Source organism: Ectobacillus sp. JY-23 (genome assembly GCF_023022965.1).
In the GTDB taxonomy this organism is placed as follows: Bacteria; Bacillota; Bacilli; order Bacillales; family Bacillaceae_G; genus Ectobacillus.
Genome location: NZ_CP095462.1, coordinates 20,984 through 39,502, shown reverse-complemented (window position 1 = coordinate 39,502; position 18,519 = coordinate 20,984). Strand labels below are relative to the sequence as shown.

16 protein-coding genes are annotated in these 18,519 nt (G+C 42.6%); 6 read left to right on the top strand and 10 right to left on the bottom strand.

Annotated elements, in window-relative coordinates:
- Both MUG87_RS00200 and MUG87_RS00195 read right to left on the bottom strand, forming a co-directional pair.
- A complete protein-coding gene (locus MUG87_RS00200) occupies positions 1 to 660 on the bottom strand; it encodes a response regulator transcription factor (protein ID WP_247084451.1) in 660 nt (219 codons plus the stop codon).
- Positions 657 to 1,586 (bottom strand): YncE family protein, encoded by a 930-nt coding sequence (locus tag MUG87_RS00195; protein ID WP_247084449.1) that lies wholly within the window; start codon positions 1,584 to 1,586, stop codon positions 657 to 659. Before MUG87_RS00195 ends, MUG87_RS00200 begins: the two co-directional genes overlap by 4 nt.
- 119 nt (positions 1,587 to 1,705) lie before the next feature.
- Here MUG87_RS00195 and MUG87_RS00190 point away from each other — a divergent pair, with 119 nt between their 5' ends.
- From MUG87_RS00190 to MUG87_RS00170, 5 genes are all read left to right on the top strand, one after another.
- Positions 1,706 to 2,791, top strand: a complete 1,086-nt coding sequence (locus MUG87_RS00190; protein ID WP_247087824.1) for a CdaR family transcriptional regulator — start codon at positions 1,706 to 1,708, stop codon at positions 2,789 to 2,791.
- Positions 2,792 to 2,886: 95 nt separating this feature from the next.
- A complete protein-coding gene (gene glcD, locus MUG87_RS00185; RefSeq protein ID WP_247084447.1) occupies positions 2,887 to 4,293 on the top strand; it encodes a glycolate oxidase subunit GlcD in 1,407 nt (468 codons plus the stop codon).
- The gene (locus tag MUG87_RS00180; protein ID WP_247084445.1) at positions 4,293 to 5,621 is read left to right on the top strand and encodes a (Fe-S)-binding protein; all 1,329 of its coding nucleotides are present in this window, start codon (positions 4,293 to 4,295) and stop codon (positions 5,619 to 5,621) included. The genes glcD and MUG87_RS00180 overlap by 1 nt, the downstream gene beginning before the upstream one ends.
- Positions 5,622 to 6,230: 609 nt before the next feature.
- Positions 6,231 to 7,031: a CAP domain-containing protein gene (locus MUG87_RS00175; RefSeq protein ID WP_247084443.1), complete on the top strand. Its 801-nt coding sequence runs from the start codon at positions 6,231 to 6,233 to the stop codon at positions 7,029 to 7,031.
- 162 nt (positions 7,032 to 7,193) lie between these two features.
- Positions 7,194 to 7,946, top strand: coding sequence for a CAP domain-containing protein (locus tag MUG87_RS00170; RefSeq protein WP_247084441.1), 753 nt, complete (start codon positions 7,194 to 7,196; stop codon positions 7,944 to 7,946).
- Between the two features lie 51 nt (positions 7,947 to 7,997).
- Here the strand turns inward: MUG87_RS00170 and MUG87_RS00165 are convergent, their stop codons facing one another.
- On the bottom strand, positions 7,998 to 8,897 hold the full coding sequence (locus MUG87_RS00165) for an RluA family pseudouridine synthase (RefSeq protein WP_247087821.1): 900 nt from the start codon (positions 8,895 to 8,897) through the stop codon (positions 7,998 to 8,000).
- Between the two features lie 1,710 nt (positions 8,898 to 10,607).
- Between MUG87_RS00165 and MUG87_RS00160 the strand changes: the two genes are divergently transcribed.
- Positions 10,608 to 11,216: a YitT family protein gene (locus tag MUG87_RS00160; RefSeq protein ID WP_247084439.1), complete on the top strand. Its 609-nt coding sequence runs from the start codon at positions 10,608 to 10,610 to the stop codon at positions 11,214 to 11,216.
- 179 nt (positions 11,217 to 11,395) lie between these two features.
- On the opposite strand, the gene MUG87_RS00155 is transcribed toward MUG87_RS00160, so the two are convergent.
- From MUG87_RS00155 to MUG87_RS00125, 7 genes are all read right to left on the bottom strand, one after another.
- Positions 11,396 to 11,827 (bottom strand): histidinol dehydrogenase, encoded by a 432-nt coding sequence (locus MUG87_RS00155; protein ID WP_247084438.1) that lies wholly within the window; start codon positions 11,825 to 11,827, stop codon positions 11,396 to 11,398.
- Between the two features lie 135 nt (positions 11,828 to 11,962).
- Positions 11,963 to 14,137, bottom strand: coding sequence for an MMPL family transporter (locus tag MUG87_RS00150; RefSeq protein WP_247084437.1), 2,175 nt, complete (start codon positions 14,135 to 14,137; stop codon positions 11,963 to 11,965).
- A gap of 50 nt (positions 14,138 to 14,187) precedes the next feature.
- Positions 14,188 to 14,823 (bottom strand): phosphatase PAP2 family protein, encoded by a 636-nt coding sequence (locus tag MUG87_RS00145; RefSeq protein ID WP_247084436.1) that lies wholly within the window; start codon positions 14,821 to 14,823, stop codon positions 14,188 to 14,190.
- A 48-nt stretch (positions 14,824 to 14,871) separates the two neighbouring features.
- Positions 14,872 to 15,867, bottom strand: a complete 996-nt coding sequence (locus tag MUG87_RS00140) for a polyamine ABC transporter substrate-binding protein (protein WP_247084435.1) — start codon at positions 15,865 to 15,867, stop codon at positions 14,872 to 14,874.
- A 12-nt stretch (positions 15,868 to 15,879) separates the two neighbouring features.
- Complete coding sequence (locus MUG87_RS00135) at positions 15,880 to 16,659, bottom strand: ABC transporter permease (RefSeq protein ID WP_247084434.1); 780 nt, start codon at positions 16,657 to 16,659, stop codon at positions 15,880 to 15,882.
- Positions 16,656 to 17,489, bottom strand: coding sequence for an ABC transporter permease (locus tag MUG87_RS00130; protein ID WP_247084433.1), 834 nt, complete (start codon positions 17,487 to 17,489; stop codon positions 16,656 to 16,658). The genes MUG87_RS00135 and MUG87_RS00130 overlap by 4 nt, the downstream gene beginning before the upstream one ends.
- Positions 17,486 to 18,433 carry an ABC transporter ATP-binding protein gene (locus MUG87_RS00125; RefSeq protein WP_247084432.1) on the bottom strand — a complete coding sequence of 316 codons (948 nt, stop codon included), beginning with the start codon at positions 18,431 to 18,433 and terminating at the stop codon, positions 17,486 to 17,488. Before MUG87_RS00125 ends, MUG87_RS00130 begins: the two co-directional genes overlap by 4 nt.
- Positions 18,434 to 18,519: the final 86 nt, after the last annotated feature.

Here is an 18,519-nt window from a genome sequence, read left to right as displayed (position 1 = left end):
TTACACCTCGAATTTATAACCCACGCCCCATACAGTATGAATACAATCTACATCACCAAATTTTAAACGGATGGTTTTTACATGGGTATCCACTGTGCGCGTACTACCTGCATAATCATAGCCCCATACCTTTTCAAGTAGCTGCTCACGGCTGAAAACTTGTCCTTTATGCTCACACAAAAATAGCAATAAATCGAACTCTTTGACAGTCAGAGACACTTCTTCGCCGTTTACCAAAACACGTCTTCCTTTTTGATCAATAGTGACAGGTCCCCATTGTTGATTTGGTGTATCACGCTTTACATAGCGGCGCAGCACTGCTTCAAGACGTGCGATTAGCTCGCCTGGGCTAAATGGCTTCACAATATAGTCATCCGCACCAATGCGAAGACCTGTCACTCGGTTCCACTCTTCTCCCTTTGCGGTTAAAAAAATAATTGGTACATCGGATGTTTTTCGTACTTCATTACAAAGCGCTATCCCGTCCATCTTTGGCATCATCATATCTAAAATCAGCAAGTCAAACGAATTCTGCTGCAATTTCGTCAGCGCCACTTCTCCATCTTCTGCTTCTGACCATGTATAGCCGGCATTGGTCAAATACATACCGACAAGTTGTCTCATATCATGCTCATCGTCTACTATTAGTATATGCTTCATCCTTTTCCCTCCGTAAAATGAAACGGTCCTTTTCCAACCTCAATGGTATCAGTAAGTTGCATACGCTCTGGGTCGACAATACAGATCTCATCGCTATCATAGCTTGCCACATAGATGCGACCATTTGTAAGTTTTACCGCAAACGGATTGGATCCTACCTGAACGCTCCCTTCTTCCTGATAGGTATTTCGATTGATTTTCCTTAAAGTAGCAGAGCCATGGCTCAACACATACACGTAGTCTTCATCCATCGCAAATCCGACAGGCATCATTGGGGCTGCGATGCTGCGCTTCATTCCTTTTGTATCATAAATATGAATGCTTTCATTTACTTCTTGCCCATTGCCGTGGCCACCAATCCAAACCTCATCCTCCACAACCTCTCCGCCGACAGAAGAGAACGGGATAGAGAGAGTATCAGTCACGGTGCGTTTTTCTATATCAACAACAGACATTTTGGTATCCTGAAAGTTTAGGACATAAAGCCTTTTGTCTGCAAGCATCGTAAGTGGTTGATGTCCGACAGCTATCTCCGCTGTTTTTTTCCCGGTTAAAGAATACACATCTACTGTATCATTATGCTGATTTGCAAACACGACCTCATTTCCCATTAAAACAGCATTTGCAATACCTTCTCCTGTAGCCCACTCACCAATTTCCCGTCCCTTAGCCAGAGAATATGTATATACCTTTTCTAGTTGCTTGCCGTACAGAAGGAGTGTATCACCGTCCGGCAACAAAAGTGTCCCCATCATTGCTTTATTTGTCTTCCAGGTCGTTAATAGCTTATGAGCCTTTGGATCAATAAAACTAATGCTTCCTTCTTTAATATTAGAAGTAATTAATAAATTGCTTTGTGTAACAGGTGCAAAATGGTTTCCGCTGCAACCTCCGAGCAAACATATCAGCAACATCCATTTTTTCATCTCTTCACCCCCCGGCTCTTACCATAGCAAAAAATTGTGTGTAAACTGTGAAAACTCGCGTGCTTTTTATTTTACACTATATAATAAGGGTACATAGTATGACAACTGAGGTGAATACATTGCTGGTTCCGGATTTGGCAAAAAAAATTGTGCGGGAGGTGCAGCGTCTCATCCCCGAGCACATTATTATCATTGACGTTAATGGCACCATTATTGCCGGGACTGACCCGGTACGTATCGGTACGTTTCACGAGGGTGCGCGGCGTTGCTGCGAGCAAAAGAAAACGGTAATTATTACAAAAGAAGATGAACATGAGCTCATTGGCGTCAAAGCGGGAATTAATTTACCCTTACTATTTCACGATGAAGTGATTGGTGTTATCGGAATTACAGGAGAGCCGCATGATATTTCAAAATACGGCGAGATTTTACGAAAAATGACGGAGCTATTGATTCATGAAAATTATTTGGCAAAGCAATTAGAATTGGAGCAACGTTCATACGAAGCGTTCGTGTTTGATTGGTTACAAGGAACATGGTCACAATCCTTTTTGGATCGTGCTCGCACACTCGGCATTCATTTACAGCAAAAGCGACAATTGATTTTGATTGAGGTTTCAAATGATACAGCACAACGAAAACTTTGGCATCATATCAAAAATGACAATGAAGATGTGCTGGTACGCTGGGGAGACAACCGCCTCATCTTATTAAAAAGCATAGCTTCACATACAGATGTATCTGTGTACGTAACACGACTGAAAACAGACTGTGAGTCGCTATTATCATTGCCTATATGGATAGGTGTCGGACAAGCCGGCGGCGCACGCGATATGCCGGCTTCCTATGAGCAAGCACAGCGAGCACTCTCTATCGCTTTAGAGCAAAATAAAATCATCTTTTATGAAAACTTGCGCCTGGAAATGTGTTTACAGGATATCACACCGCAAACCCGAGAACAGTTTTTATATCGCACAATTGCAGCCTGCGATGAAGAACTGCTAGCTACACTACGCACATTTATTGCACATAACCAATCATATAAGCAAACAGCAGAACTGCTGCATATTCATATTAACACCTTACATTACCGCCTAAAAAAAATAGAAGAGGCAACCAGATTAAACCCAAAGGTGTTTGAAGATCTCGTCACGTTGTATATCGCCCTCAATTTATTAGATAAAGAACCAAAAAACAAACGATAAACACGTTTCACTTTTGTATGTTTACACATAGCGAGGATACCTCGCTTTTTTTTATGATAATACATATATTGAAAGGGTTTTAGAGGAGGGTGTTTATGCAACAGCATATCATTGAAGCATTACAATCCATTGTCGGTGCCGAGAATGTTGACGTTTCTAATATGGGGCGCCTTACGCATAGCTACGATGCAACACCGCAATTTCAATCGATGCCCGATGCAGTCGTATCGCCTCGTAATACACAAGAGATTGCAGCTGTTTTAAAGCTTTGTAACGAATACCGTATTCCGGTTGTACCGCGCGGGTCTGGAACCAACCTATGTGCAGGTACATGTCCAGTGGAAGGCGGCGTTGTTCTGTTATTTAGACATATGAATCGCATTCTTGAAATAGATGAAGATAACCTAACTGTAACCGTACAAGCCGGTGTGATTACACTGGATATGATTGCGGCAGTAGAAAAAAAAGGGCTATTTTATCCGCCGGATCCAAGCTCAATGAAAATTTCAACCATTGGCGGCAACATTAACGAAAACTCGGGGGGTTTACGCGGTCTAAAGTACGGCGTTACACGCGATTACGTGATGGGTCTTGAGATTGTTCTCCCAAATGGCGATATTATTCGAACAGGCGGCAAGCTTGCCAAAGATGTAGCCGGCTATGATTTGACACGCCTATTTGTCGGATCTGAAGGTACACTTGGCGTGATTACAGAAGCAACACTGAAGCTCATCCCGATGCCAGAAACAAAAAAAACTATTTTGGCTTTATATGAAGATATTGATGACGCAGCGCGTGCTGTTTCCGCAATCATTGCTAATCGGATTATTCCAACAACGCTTGAATTTTTAGATCAGCCAACGATTGAAGTGGTTGAGGCATATGCACAGATTGGTTTACCGACAGAAGCTCAAGCTGTACTCCTCATTGAACAAGACGGTCCACCAGAAGTGGTAGAACGTGATATCGCCAAGATTGAAGAAGTGTGTAAAGCTTTGAACGCTGTAGATGTACGCGTTGCAAAGGATGAAGTAGAAGCAGACGCACTTCGCACTGCACGTCGTAATGCTCTTTCCGCTTTAGCTCGCCTGGCACCAACCACAATTTTAGAAGATGCAACTGTTCCGCGTTCTAAAGTAGCTGCAATGGTTCGGGCAACAAATGAAATTGCATTAAAATACAACGTTAAGATTTGTACATTTGGTCATGCGGGCGACGGTAACCTGCACCCAACTTGTCCGACTGATGTACGAAATGAAGAAGAAATTCACCGTGTGGAAGCTGCTTTTGCTGAAATCTTTGAAAAGGCAGTGGAGCTTGGCGGCACAATCACTGGAGAGCATGGTGTCGGGGCGATGAAAGCACCTTATTTAGAATTAAAGCTCGGTGCTGCCGGCATTGCAGCTATGAAAGCCGTTAAGAGCGCTTTTGATCCAAATGGGATTATGAATCCTGGTAAGTTATTCGCAAAAGATACACGCAAAAGAGTGGTGATTGACTGATGCTAAACGCAACAAAAATTCAAGAAGAATTTAAAGCACGCATGGACGAGGATGAATTGCTGAACTGTATGCGCTGCGGATTTTGTCTACCAACTTGCCCAACATACATTCAATCTGGTTTTCAGGAATCGCACTCTCCGCGTGGTCGTATTGCTTTGATGAAGGCTGTAGTGGATGGGTTAATTGAGCCGGATGAAGATGTAGAAAACACATTGAATACGTGCCTTGGCTGCCGCGCCTGTGAGCCAGTCTGTCCGTCCGGTGTTAACTACGGACATTTATTAGAAGAAGCACGGGACATTATCAATCAAAACAAATCCTTCTCCCCTCCTGTCAAAGTACTGCGTAAGGTTGTGTTTGAAGGCTTGTTTCCGCATCAAACTCGAATGAGAACAATGACAGGATTACTCGGCCTATATCAACGTACAGGTTTACAGACTATCGCGCGCAAATCTGGCATTATGAAGCTGTTCCCTGAAACATTAGCAACAATGGAACGCGTTCTCCCTGCTGTTCCTTCTCTGAAAGAGATGAAAAACAGACCAGAATTTTTACCGCCGCTGATTGAAAAAAAGCAACGCGTTGCGTTCTTTAGCGGTTGTCTGATGGACACAATGTTTTTAGAAACCAACAACGCGACAATGAAGCTGCTTCAGTTAGCGGGTTGCGAAATCGTAATCCCCAAAAATCAAGGCTGTTGTGGTGCGCTGCACGGACATGCCGGTGAGAAGGACGGCGCAAGAGAGCTTGCCAAGAAAAACATTCGTGCTTTTGAAGACCTTGGCGTAGATTATATTATTACCAACGCCGGTGGCTGCGGAGCGTATCTTGTTGATTATGATTACCTATTAAAGGACGACCCTGTATGGGCGGAACGTAGCAAACGATTTAAGGAGAAAATTAAAGATATTTCTGCTATTTTATATGAGCTACATTTCCATCAATACGACTTACAGTTGCCACCGCAGGTCATTACCTATCAGGATTCTTGTCACTTGCGTAATGTGCAGAAAACAGCGGCGCAGCCACGTGCGCTTTTACAAGGCATTCAGGGCGCAACATATCGTGAAATGCAGCATGCAGACCGTTGCTGCGGCTCAGCAGGTGTTTATAATATTGTACACTCTGAATTGTCCATGCAATTTTTGGATTATAAAATGGAAAAAGTACAGGAAACCCAAGCAACCACAATCGTTACTGCTAACCCTGGCTGCTTGCTGCAAATGAAGCTCGGCATTGAACGGGAAGGATTGTCTCATAAAATGAGAGCTGTTCATATTGTGGACCTTTTAATAGAAGCCTTCGAGTATACCAAACAAACGTCGTAAAGTTGACTTATTATATGTAAGTTAAGCAAACTAAACTTGTCAAAAGCGCATGATAACCTCCTATAGATATAAAAGAGGTATAAGGTCATGTGGCAGAGATAAGTTGTTTTCACAGTAACAACTATACAGCTTACTATACATTCAGCAATCGATAGGAAGATAACCAAACACTAGCTTTTCATGCGAGTACGCATCCTTATAACAAGGATGCGTTTTTTATTAACAAAATGTATCAGTAATGTTACAGAAGTGTTAAAAAAACAACCACATTTATCCTTTATATCTTCTCTGAATTGTTGATATACCGCTATTTTAAAATTTCCATCAGGAATTTATAACCAATTTTTATATAATCTATGGCGTTCATGTTCATAATCAAATTACTTGTGCTGTCTGCTGTTGCAAACAATTAAAAAAACGTTTTCATATGATTTTTTAGGAAAATCATAGAAAAAATGAATAACAGGAAAAATATCCCGCCTTTTCTCTCTCAAAAACTATGTTACTATGAATGTGTCAGACGGGAGCACAACAAACTGACATAACAAACAACCACACCGAAGCAATTTCGTTTCTACTATAAATGAAACCAATTCAGGAGGTACTAACATGAAAAAAACACTTTTATTATCAGTAGCAGCAGCAACTGCTTTAACATTTGGTGCTGGAGGTAACGTAGCAAAAGCTGAAACAGCACAACCAACAACAAAGGTCACTTACGCATCACCATTCGCGTTTTTATATCAACCTATGAATCAACAAGAATTACAAAATTTCTTTACATCATTTTTAAATAAGTCATTTACTTGGAAAGAAATAAAGCCTGTTGATTGCTTTACAGTAGGACAACCTGCGCCAACGCAGCCTACACCAAACCCAGCGCCAACACCGGCTCCTACGCCGCAGCCTGCGCCAGTTCCAGTGCCAAAACCTGAGCCTACACCAGCTCCTGCGCCGGCTCCAAAGCCACAACCAGCACCGCAGCCAGCTCCTGCTCCAAAACCTGAGCCGGCTCCAGCTCCTGCGACTGGACTTAGTCAGTATGAGCAACGTGTTGTGGAATTAACAAACGTAGAGCGTGCAAAAAACGGTCTACCAGCATTAAAAGCAGATACAGCACTGAGCAAAGTAGCAAAAGCGAAATCTCAAGATATGTACAATAAAAATTACTTCTCACATACGAGCCCAACTTACGGATCTCCGTTTGATATGATGAAGCAGTTTGGTATCTCTTACCGCACAGCAGGTGAAAACATCGCAATGGGACAGCGTACACCAGAAGAAGTTGTAAAAGCTTGGATGGACAGCCCAGGACACCGTGCTAACATTCTAAATAACACGTACACACATATTGGTGTGGGTTACGTGGAAGGAAAAAATGTTTGGACACAAATGTTCATTTCTAAATAATGATGGATTAGCCTTGCGCATGTAGTGCAAGGCTTTTTTATTGTTTCACAGTTGCTCCGTTTCATACATGTACGTCGCCTTTTCTGTGAATTATTGCTAAACATGCTTTCCGCCATTTGTGCCACACTATAAGAGACTTTTCTTATAAGGGGGCCACAAAGCATGAATCGAATTATAAAGGGAACTGCTGCACTTGCTCTTTCGCTTACATTGTTTGGATGTAATTCCGACATGAAAACTGGTCAAGAGCAACGTGAAATGGAAAAGCCATCTACCAAGAAAGTCGTTAACACAGGTGACGGCTATATTACCAAAAGCCCAATTTCCGCAACACCTTATTCTCCATATAGCGATTTAAACCGCTATATGCGCGGAGAGCGATACAGCCGTTACAACAACTACAACTATAATTATACACGCCCAAATACAGGGGAAAATGTTACAACACCAGCACCGGCACCAACAGTTCCGACGCCTACAGTACCAAACACAACAACACCGGCACCAACTACACCGAACACGACGACACCAAACTTATCTGATAGTACCTTGATGCAGGTTGTGGAGCTGACAAACATAGAGCGTCGTAAAGCCGGTTTAGCGGATTTAAAAATGGATACTGCGTTGTCTAAAGTTGCTGGGGCAAAGGCTGTTGATATGGAAAGTAAGGGCTACTTCTCACACACAAGCCCAACATACGGTTCTCCATTTGACATGATGCGTTCTTTTGGCATTTCATACCGCTCCGCCGGTGAAAATATTGCTAAAGGACAGCGTACTGCCCAACAAGTTGTGACAGACTGGATGAATAGCCCAGGACACCGTGCTAATATTATGAATCAATCCTACACACATATTGGTGTAGGTCATACAAGCGGCACAAATTGCTGGGTACAAATGTTCATTTCTAAATAAAAAAACTGTCATGACAAAAAGGTGTCTCTTATGATAAGAGACACCTTTTTCTTATAATAACGTTTGTAAATCTGTCGGTAAGGGCGCTTGTACTGTAAGATTTTCGCTCGTGATTGGATGCTGTAAACGAATGTGAGCCGCATGCAAAGCTTGGCGCTTTAGAAATACTGTGCTCCCGCCGTATAAAGCATCTCCTAAAAGCGGATGGCCAATATGACTCATATGTACGCGAATTTGATGTGTACGCCCTGTTTCCAGCCCTAGTTCCACAAGCGATATATTTTTTTCAGGCAAGTAGCGTATCACTTTATAATGTGTAACTGCAGCATCTCCTTTTGGAGATACGCGTCTGCGCGTTGGATGATGACGATCTCGTCCAATTGGAGCGTTAATCACACCTTGCTTTGTTTGTAGCTTACCAGTTACAAGCGCAACATAGGTCCGTTTAATAGAGCGCTCAAGCAATAAACGATCCATAATAGCACCAGCCAACGCATGCTTCGCAAATACAACCGCTCCAGTTGTATCCTTATCCAGCCGATGAATATGCCGGACTTTCGTCTGTATACCTTCTTCTTGTAAATGATATGCCACCTGGTTTGCCAGCGTACCGGTGCCACCTTTTTCCGTAGGATGCGTATCCAATTGCACTGGTTTATTTACAATTAATACATGGTCATCTTCATATAATACAGCGGCCGCAGGTGCTTGGGGTTTCACATCATACTCCTCTTGTTTAAATAAGCGAACTGAGAGTGTTTCTCCTTCTTCTACCTTTTCACTCCATCTCACCACTTCTCCATTATATAAGATGGCTTTGTCCATACGAAATTGGTGCAATAGCTTTTTAGGTACGCCCCATTCCTTTTTTAAAATATCCTCAATGGTGCGCCCGCGCCAACACGCAGGTACTGTAATATGGCACCATTCTCCTTGTTTTGTTGTTTTCATCATATATCACCTTCTCCGTCCATTGTACTGGAAACATGACCGAATTACCAAAGGAAAAAAGAATAAAATCAAGAACTGCGCTTTAGTCCTAATCGCTATTGGATAGGCTACACTTAGTTGGACAGAATTCCTATAAATTCAATTCATAAATGAATAAAGAAAAAGGCCTCTGACAACCCAGAGGTCTTTCGTATGTGTCTTCAGTTTCAGTTCGCAGGTATACATCTCGTTGCTGATGTGGTTCGGATTGTCTTGCACAAGCAACTCGAACACGTGTGACTGAGTGTGCATGAATCAGGACAGTTGTTTAGGATCCTGTTATGTATGGGGCTTTAGTTTGGTTTATGCGGGATGGTGGATGGATATGTTAGTTGGTTTTAGTTTCTGTTCAGAAAGTGACTGGGAAGATATGGACAATTGCAATTTAATGAAACTGTCCAACTCAGTGTGGCCTATCCAACAATATTGCAGGGTACCTGATCTCAGATTTCCCGTCTCTCATGATCCGCGACACGTTCTTGCGGGGCACCTAACCCCAGATTTACTCCCTCTCATGATCCGCGACACGTTCTTGCGGGACACCTAACCCCAGATTTACTCTCTCTTGTGGTCTGCGAGACGTTCTTGCGGGACACCTAACCCCAGATTTACTCTCTCTTGTGGTCCGCGACACGTTCTTGCGGGACACCTAACCCCAGATTTACTCTCTCTTGTGGTCCGCGACACGTTCTTGCGGGACACCTAACCCCAGATTTACTCTCTCTTGTGGTCCGCGACACGTTCTTGCGGGGCACCTAACCCCAGATTTACTCCCTCTCATGATCCGCGACACGTTCTTGCGGGACACCTAACCCCAGATTTACTCTCTCTTGTGGTCTGCGAGACGTTCTTGCGGGACACCTAACCCCAGATTTACTCTCTCTTTTGGTCTGCGAGACGTTCTTGCGGGACACCTAACCCCAGATTTACTCCCTCTCATGATCCGCGACACGTTCTTGCGGGACACCTAGCTCTGGGTTCAGCCTTCTAGTGGTTCGCTCCTAGCGTTATACCTGTATTAAGAATAAAACGCATATTTGTTCAAAGGTTGCAAAGTCAGCTTCCTACCTAAGACATTCCTGCTGAATTTATTTACGTTTATGCCATCTGTAACCGATAAATCATCGGTTACAGCGTAGGTGCACAAAAGGACGCACCTTGATAAAACTGTCTAGTTTGGTGTTGCCAATCCATATTCCCTTCACCTGACTCTCTCTTAGCTATTCCCTCCAAACTATCCACGCATTTCACTACATCTGGTCTTACTACGCACACGTTCTCTAACCGCTACTACACAATGCCCGTTCTTCTCTCCCCTATAATTAAAAAGGCTTTGGTTTCCTTTTCTTAAAATAATGTAAAGAAAGCAAATTCTTTCTTCTCTCCCTTTTTCATATGATAAAATAGAGGTACATCTTATACAGAAAGGATTTTGATATCATGCTTGCTCGAAGGAGCATCTGGCAACGTCGTGATTTATCTTATACGTAGCGTTTTTGTTCGCTGATTCCATCTAAAGTGAACAAAAACGAAAGTGGGCGAAATTATGCGGAATCAACGACCACGTTATTCCTTTTGTTATATATAGCACAGTTAGCTAAGAAACTAACTGCTGCTACGTAGTTAGTTTCAGAAACCGTTCAAAAAACTAACTGCGAAAGAGGAATAACTATGAAATGGATTCGTTGGAAAGAAGCAAGTATGATTGTGTTTGGTTCGTTTGTATTGGCGGCTGCGTTTTATCACATTCATGTACAAAACAATTTAGCAGAGGGAGGCTTTATCGGTATCGCTTTGCTTGTCAAGCAGTACTTTAATATTTCTCCTGCCGTCACTACGCTGTTGCTTGATATTCCGCTTATATTGGTCGGATCGAAGTTGCTTGGTAAACGCCTTGCGATTAACACCATTATTGGCGCGACATCATTCTCCATTTTTTATGCGTTGATGGAACGTTACTCACCGTTTTCATTGAATCTGTCACAGCATCTGTTTGTAGCGTCTATTATAGGCGGTGTACTCGTCGGTGCTGGACTTGGATTGATTTTACGCCACGGCGGCGCAACAGGCGGAGATGATATTTTATCCCTGTTAATCAGCAAAATTTCACGCTTATCCGTCGGTAAAGTATATTTTGTATTTGATGCGGTTGTTTTATTGGCATCTCTTATGTACTTGAGCTGGAATGAGGTTGCTTATACCATACTTTCTGTAGCGGTGTGCGCGTACATGACGGACCTCGTCTTATACTATAGAAAGCAAGAACCTGTATATATATAAAAATCGACATTGTTTTTTAGGAGAGAAGAACGGGCCATGTGCGGTTAGAGTTAGGACTTAATAGCCGCCCCTGCTCCCTAGGACCGTACAACACTGAAACCTTCTGATGTTTTCGTTCCTCTTGCCCATTTGTCGAAACACTACATGAACCTATATAGGTTTAAACAAAACAGTCCACCCTACGCAGGCGGACTGTTTTTCATTGCTTTCATCTTACCGAGAATCTCCTCTGCCTTCATTTCATATGATAAATCATTAAAAAACGAAGCAAGCTTGCGATAATCATTGTATGCATCTAATAGCAAGTCCATTTGCTGCGGAAGGGGCAATTCCATTTTCTTATCAGGTACTTTCTTGACCTTCACCGGATAGCTGTAGCCCCACATATCTTGAATTTTATAATATTCATTCTCCACCTGGACAACCTTAACAAGCTCCTCTTCCTCTGCATCCAATGTATGACCGTCAAACTCGCGAAACAGCTCGTAAATAACATGTGCTTCTTGCGCATATAAGCTTTTTTCTAAACGATAGCCAACAATGCGATAAATATGTCCGTCGTTTTGCGTGAACTGTACGGTGTCGTTAAGTCTGAACTTAAATCCGAACATGCCCTCACCCGCCTTAGTATTCTTACCACATACTATTAGCCAAAGTGAAGGCTGTCATTCATACGTTCGAATAAATACGTTTATCTATACAACTTACCTCTTCGCAATTGATGGGTTTTGTAATAACAAGCGGTGTTACGCACCGCTTTTTTCCTGCTTGCGCGATGTGTCGAAGAACCACCAGTTCCAGTGACCAAAAAGCTTCATCAAACTTGGCACAAGTAATAATCGCACGATTGTTGCATCTAGAAAAATAGCAAGCGCCACGCCAATCCCCATCTGTTGAACCGGTAAAATATCGGTAAATGCGAAAGCACCGGTCACAACAATCATAATAAGTGCTGCTGATGTGATAATACGGCTTGTAGAAACGAGACCTTCGAGTGTTGCATAATCATTGTCTCCTGTTTCGTGATACAGCTCATACATACGGGAGATCAGGAATACTTCATAATCCATGCTGAGGCCAAAAACCAAACCGAAAATGAAAACTGGCAGTACAAACATTACCGCGCTTTGTTCAAGACCAAAATGACCGCCTTCAAACAACCAAACGACAATACCGATTGTAGCGCTGAGACTGAGTATGTTCATAAGGATTGCTTTAAGAGGAATAAGCAAAGAACGGAAGGCAATCATTAAAATCACAAAGGTCGACCCCAAAATAAGTGTCATCGCAACTGCAATTTTGTTAATAATCTCATCCTCTAGCTCTTGCTCAAATTTCGTTAAGCCCCCCACATAATAAGTAAGTCCATCCTGCTCGTAGCGCGTTTTAAAATCGCGTACCCAGTCCTTAGCTTCAGCTGATTTTGGTTTATTCTTTAAAGCAATTTGTATAAATGTTTTGGTACCATTTGTATATGCACCAAACAAAGCCTGCACCTGCGGCGTTTCACGAGCCGCGTCTAGCTGCGCACTCGGTGCATCAATACCGGTCACGCGATACACTTGCTTATCTTGTTTTAACTTTTGGATAAACTTTTCTATAAGCTGTAAATTTGCAAGCTCCGTCACAGGTCCGTCTGTTTCCACAACAATTGTCGCATCTGCATGGGTTTTAATCATTTCGTTAAATTCATTTTCATAGCGTTCATATGCAATGCGGGCTTCGCTACGCTCCGGTAAGGATTCTACACCAGGAAACTGAAAATTCGCGTGACGAAGCGGTAGCAGCGATATAAAAATAAAAGCCAGCACAGTCACAACCATGAGTACAGGACGACTCATTACAAACGTGGCGAAGCTCCGCCAAAAGCTTGCCGAACGACTTTCACTCCATTTTCCTTTTCGAAGCAGACGCTTGCCCATCAGCGACAGCACTGCCGGCAATACAGTTAAGGAAAAGAAAATGCTCATTATAACGACAATTGTACCGCTAATCGCCACTGATTGTATGTAATCGATTTGAAAGAAAAACAAGCCTGCCAACCCCACAAATACGCACAGACCAGAAAATACGATAGAGCGTCCTGCTGTTTGATAAGTCATACCAATTGCTGCCCCTACAGACTTCGTCTCAATTTCTTCTCGGAAGCGATTTACAAATAGCAAAGCAAAATCAATGGACAGAGCAAAACCAATCATCGGCGCGACGTTTAATACAAAAATAGAAAGCTCCATTTCTCGGCCCACAAAGTACAAAATTCCCATTGCAGCAACAACACTCAGTATGCCGTTAATAATTGGTAGCAACGAGGCCATGAAACGTCCGAATGAGAGCAACAATACCAGGAAGGCAATCGGCAGACCAATCATTTCCGCCTTTTTTAGGTCACTTTGACTCCGGGCATTAATCTCATCATTAATGACTGCAAAGCCGGTAGGTGAGATCTGGACAAGTTCATTACTCTCTTTACGAACGCGCTCTGCAAACGCAAGTGTGTTTTTCGTTAACGCCTCGGTATCTGCACCCTTTAGCAAGATAGTCGCATAGGCAATATCAGCCTTTTGCATGGCCGGGTCGATGCCTGGATGACGAAACGAAGCGAAATCCTCTGTATTTGCAATCTTTTCTACAACTCGTTGCACCTGTGTGCGAAAGGCTTCTTCTGTTCCCGATTTTTTTTGAAACACAAGAAAAAGTGTATCTTGTGATTGCTTAAAATCCTTTTCTAAAATCTGTCGTGTCGTCTGATAATCTCCCTTCGTTTTAAAGCCATCTCCTCCTAAAATCCCAGGCAGTTTTGGAGCAAAAAAGGCAAGCGATACTGCCACGATTGTCGCAAGCAAAATGAACGTAATCCGAAAACGGTGAATAAAAAAACCTATTTTCCCCCACAAATCAAGCTTTGAAACGTTTTGCTTCATCACAACCCCTCCTTAAGCCGATTATACAAGACCGACGAAAAAAAATTGAATTATCTGCTTCTTTTTTTCTGGCGACTATTTGCATATGCATCAGCATACAAAAATACAATCAACAACATACCACCAAGACAGTAGCCACCCAATATATCAGAAGGATAATGCACAGACAACACAATGCGGCTTAGACCCACTAGTAAAATAAGAAATGCTGCCCCAATGATTACAACACTTTTCTTCATGCCGGCGCGAATGAGCAGTGCGGCCAAAAATCCATATGTAACCAAGCCGACCATTGCATGACCACTTGGAAAGCTATAGCTTACCGCATCAATTGCTTCATTTAGGGAAGGACGCTCTCTTGCGATAATATTTTTTAATACTTTATTGAGCAGTTGTGCCACGGCTACTGCTATGACAAATACAGCGACAGAAATATAACGTTTTTTCTTTACGAGCCAAATTCCCGCTCCTACAAGCGTACCGATAATACCGGGCTCCGATCCCATCTCTGTTAAAACCGTAAAGAAAGCAATACTGCCCTCTCCCTGCAGCAGCTGTAACCTTCCCTTCATCCACTCATCAATCCATAACGTTTGCTGATCTATAATTTTCCATGTCAATATACCTGCAAATGCCGCCAACACAATCATAAATGCAAATGCATAGGTATGCTTATTGGTTCTCATGTTAACTCTCCCCGTACAGTAAAGAAAAAACGCGACGTAGATCGCGTTTTATTCTTTACCTGTTTTTAGTTTCGTCCAATATTCGTCATAAATACGTGTTGTATCGCCAACATCGACCAGCCATTCAATATTTTTCAGTTCTTCTTCTTTTAGAGGCAAACCTTCGCTCGGGTTGGCATAACCGATGGATTCATAGTTCTTTTTACTTACTTTCGGATCCATTAAGTAGTTAATGAATTTTTCTGCTAAAACTTTATGCTTTGCACCTTTTGGAATTGCAAGTGTATCAGCCCAAATGGTACTTCCTTCTTTTGGAATCACAAAAGCAACATCTTTGTTGTCTTTTTGTACAAATGTTGCATCACCAGACCAAACTGTACCAAGCCAAGCTTCTTCAGCAATCAGTTTTTGTTTAATGTTATCTGTGTCAAAAGCCAAAACATTCGGCAATGCTTTACGGATATCTTCATATGCTGTTTTGATTTCAGCTTCATTTTTGCTGTTGTTGGAGAAGCCGTTCTTCTTTAACCCCATGCCAAGTACTTCGCGAGAATCATTCAGCATCACAACGCGATCTTTATATTTTGGATTCCACAAGTCTGCCCAGCTTGTTGGCGCTTCTTTTACATATTTTTTGTTATATGCAATACCAGTAACACCCCATGCATACACAACTGAATATTTGTTACCTGGATCATAAGGTAAATCGCGGAAAAACGGATCAACATTTTTTGTATTTGGAATGTTTTTTGCTGTTAAGGGCTCTAGTAAATCCAGTTTTGTCATGGTCGCGACCATATAATCAGAAGGCTGAATCAAATCGTATTTTGCGCCGCCAGCTTGCAGCTTAGCAAGCATTTCTTCGTTGCTCGCGTACTTGTCATAGTTTACTTTCACATTATACTTTTTCTCGAAATCTTTAATAACATCTTCATCAAAGTTATCCGCCCAGCTGTAAATATTGAGCTCCTCTTTTTTCTCTCCGCAGCCAGCCAGCGCCGCAACTGCAACTGCCGCAATTGCAGCCATTTTCCACCATTTCATACAACCACTCCTTTACAGCGGCAATCTGCCGCTTTTGTCTTTTTGAAATACTTGCGATAACAGCATCAACGCAACAATAATTACAATTAAAATTGTTGATAAGGCGTTGATTTCCGGGGTAATACCGCGCTTTACCATACTGTAAATATACAGTGGCAACGTTGTTGAGCCCGGACCTGATACGAAAAAACTAATGACAAAATCATCAATGGACAATGTGAATGTTAACAAGGCCGCTGAAATGACACCTGGCATTAGCGATGGCAACGTTACATAACGAAACGTTTGCCAAGGAGAAGCACCAAGGTCATTCGCCGCTTCTTCTAACTCCCTCCCCATGCTAGCAAGACGTGCGGACACAATAACAACGACAAATGAGATACTAAATGTAATATGCGCAATTATAATGGTCGTTTTGCCAAGTTCCAGTCCAATTTGACTGAACAGGATGAGAAGAGAAAGCCCCATTAAAATATCGGGAACAAGAATCGGCAAATATACCAACCCATCTAGGGCGCCCTTGAAGCGATACGTATATCGGTGAAGCGCCAGTGCAAATAGCGTACCCAGAACTGTTGCAACAAGTGTTGTAACAAATGCGATAAGCAAGCTATTCACAAACGCGCTAAGTACATCTGGGTTTTGTAGCACATCGCTGTACCAATGCAGCGTAAATCCTTTCCACTCAGCGTTGATACGCGAATCATTGAAAGAATACGCGACCAGTACCATCATCGGCAAATACAAAAACAGCAACACAAGCCAAGAATAGCTGATCAGAAATTTTTTCATCGTTTCCCCCTATAATACGCAACGCGGTAGTACAAATAAATGAGCAAAATCGTGCTTAGCACAAGTACTAGTGATAAGGCCGAGCCAAATGGCCAATCACGTGCACCTAAGAACTGATTTTGAATGACATTTCCAATTAAAGACACTTTAGAGCCCCCGAGCACATCTGATACGACAAACATACCGATGGAAGAAACGAAGACAAGCACAGAACCTGTCGCAACTCCTGGCATGGTAAGAGGCAGTGTGACGTTCCAGAAAGCACGTAGCGGCGTTGCTCCCAAATCGTATGCAGCTTCTAGTTTACGTTTATCCAGCTGTTCAATAGAAGCATAAATCGGCAGTACCATAAACGGCAGTAAAGAATATACCATACCTAAAATCACGGCCGGTGTATTATACAGCAAGCTGAGCGGCTCGTTGATAATACCCAGTTGTAAAAGGACTGTGTTCACCAAGCCTTGTGAACGTAAAATGACAATCCATGCATAGGAGCGCACCAAAAAGTTAATCCAAAACGGAATCGTAACCAACAGAAGCAACGTGGATTGCCATTTGCGGTCTACAATCGTAACGGTATACGCAAACGGATAACCAATTAATAAACAAAGAATTGTTGTAATAACAGCTACCTTAACAGTTTCCCACAATACCTTTATGTATAATGACTGAAATACACGCGTCACATTTTCAAAGGTAAGTGATGTAACAACTTCCCCGTATGTACCTCTTTGAAAAAAAGAAAATGCCATGACAAAAAGGAGTGGTACGAGAAAGAACAGCAGCAACCAAATAATGGCCGGTGCCGCTAACCATTTCCCCTTTTTCAACGCAACGTCACCTCATCTTCTTTGTGCCATCCTACATACACCGTATCACCGGCACGCCACAAGTTGTTGTCATAGGCCGTAATTAAATCCTTACCGCTGCGGATATATAGCTTTTCCGCATCGCCGACAAACTCCGTGTCTTCTATTTGCCCAGTGCGATACCCTTCTCGCATTTCTTTAGTGACCTGTACCTTTTCCGGACGGACTGCAAACCCATCTGCGAAAATGTTGTTCTCGCCAATGAATGTTGCCACAAACAGGGTGCTTGGATTGTTATAAATTTCACGCGGTGTGCCAAGCTGTTCGATACGTCCCTGGTTCATGACCGCAATGCGATCGCTCATGCTCATCGCTTCTTCTTGGTCATGGGTAACGTAAATGAACGTGATGCCGAGGCGTCGTTGTAAATTCTTCAGCTCACGCTGCAAGTCTTTACGCAACTTAAAATCAAGGGCACCTAATGGTTCGTCTAACAGAAGCACCTTAGGATTATTGACAATAGCACGGGCAATGGCTACGCGCTGCTGCTGTCCGCCTGAAAGTTGAGACGGTTTGCGCTTTTTGAATTCTGTTAGCTGCGTGAGACGCATCGCTTCCGCCGCACGCTCTTTTTGCTCTGATTCAGATACTTTTTTCATTTTAAGTCCAAAACGAATGTTTTGTTCCACATTCATATGCGGAAATAAGGCATAGTGCTGAAACACAAGATTCATATCGCGTTTGTACGGCGGTAAATTCTGAATAGATTCACCTGCAAGCGAAATTGTTCCCTCGGTTGGCGCTTCAAAGCCTGCAATCATACGAAGCAGCGTCGTTTTACCACAGCCGCTCGGGCCTAAAATTGTAAGAAATTCCCCTTCCTTGATATCTAAAGACAAGGGCGGAATAATGACTTGATCGCCAAAGCGTTTTTGTACCTCTGTAATTGTAATCATATCTTTCATTCTCTTTTCCCTATCTATTCATATTTTGTATAGTTTTCCTCGTATAAGCGTGTTCATTCTTTTTTATAATTGGCTGTTTTAGCTAA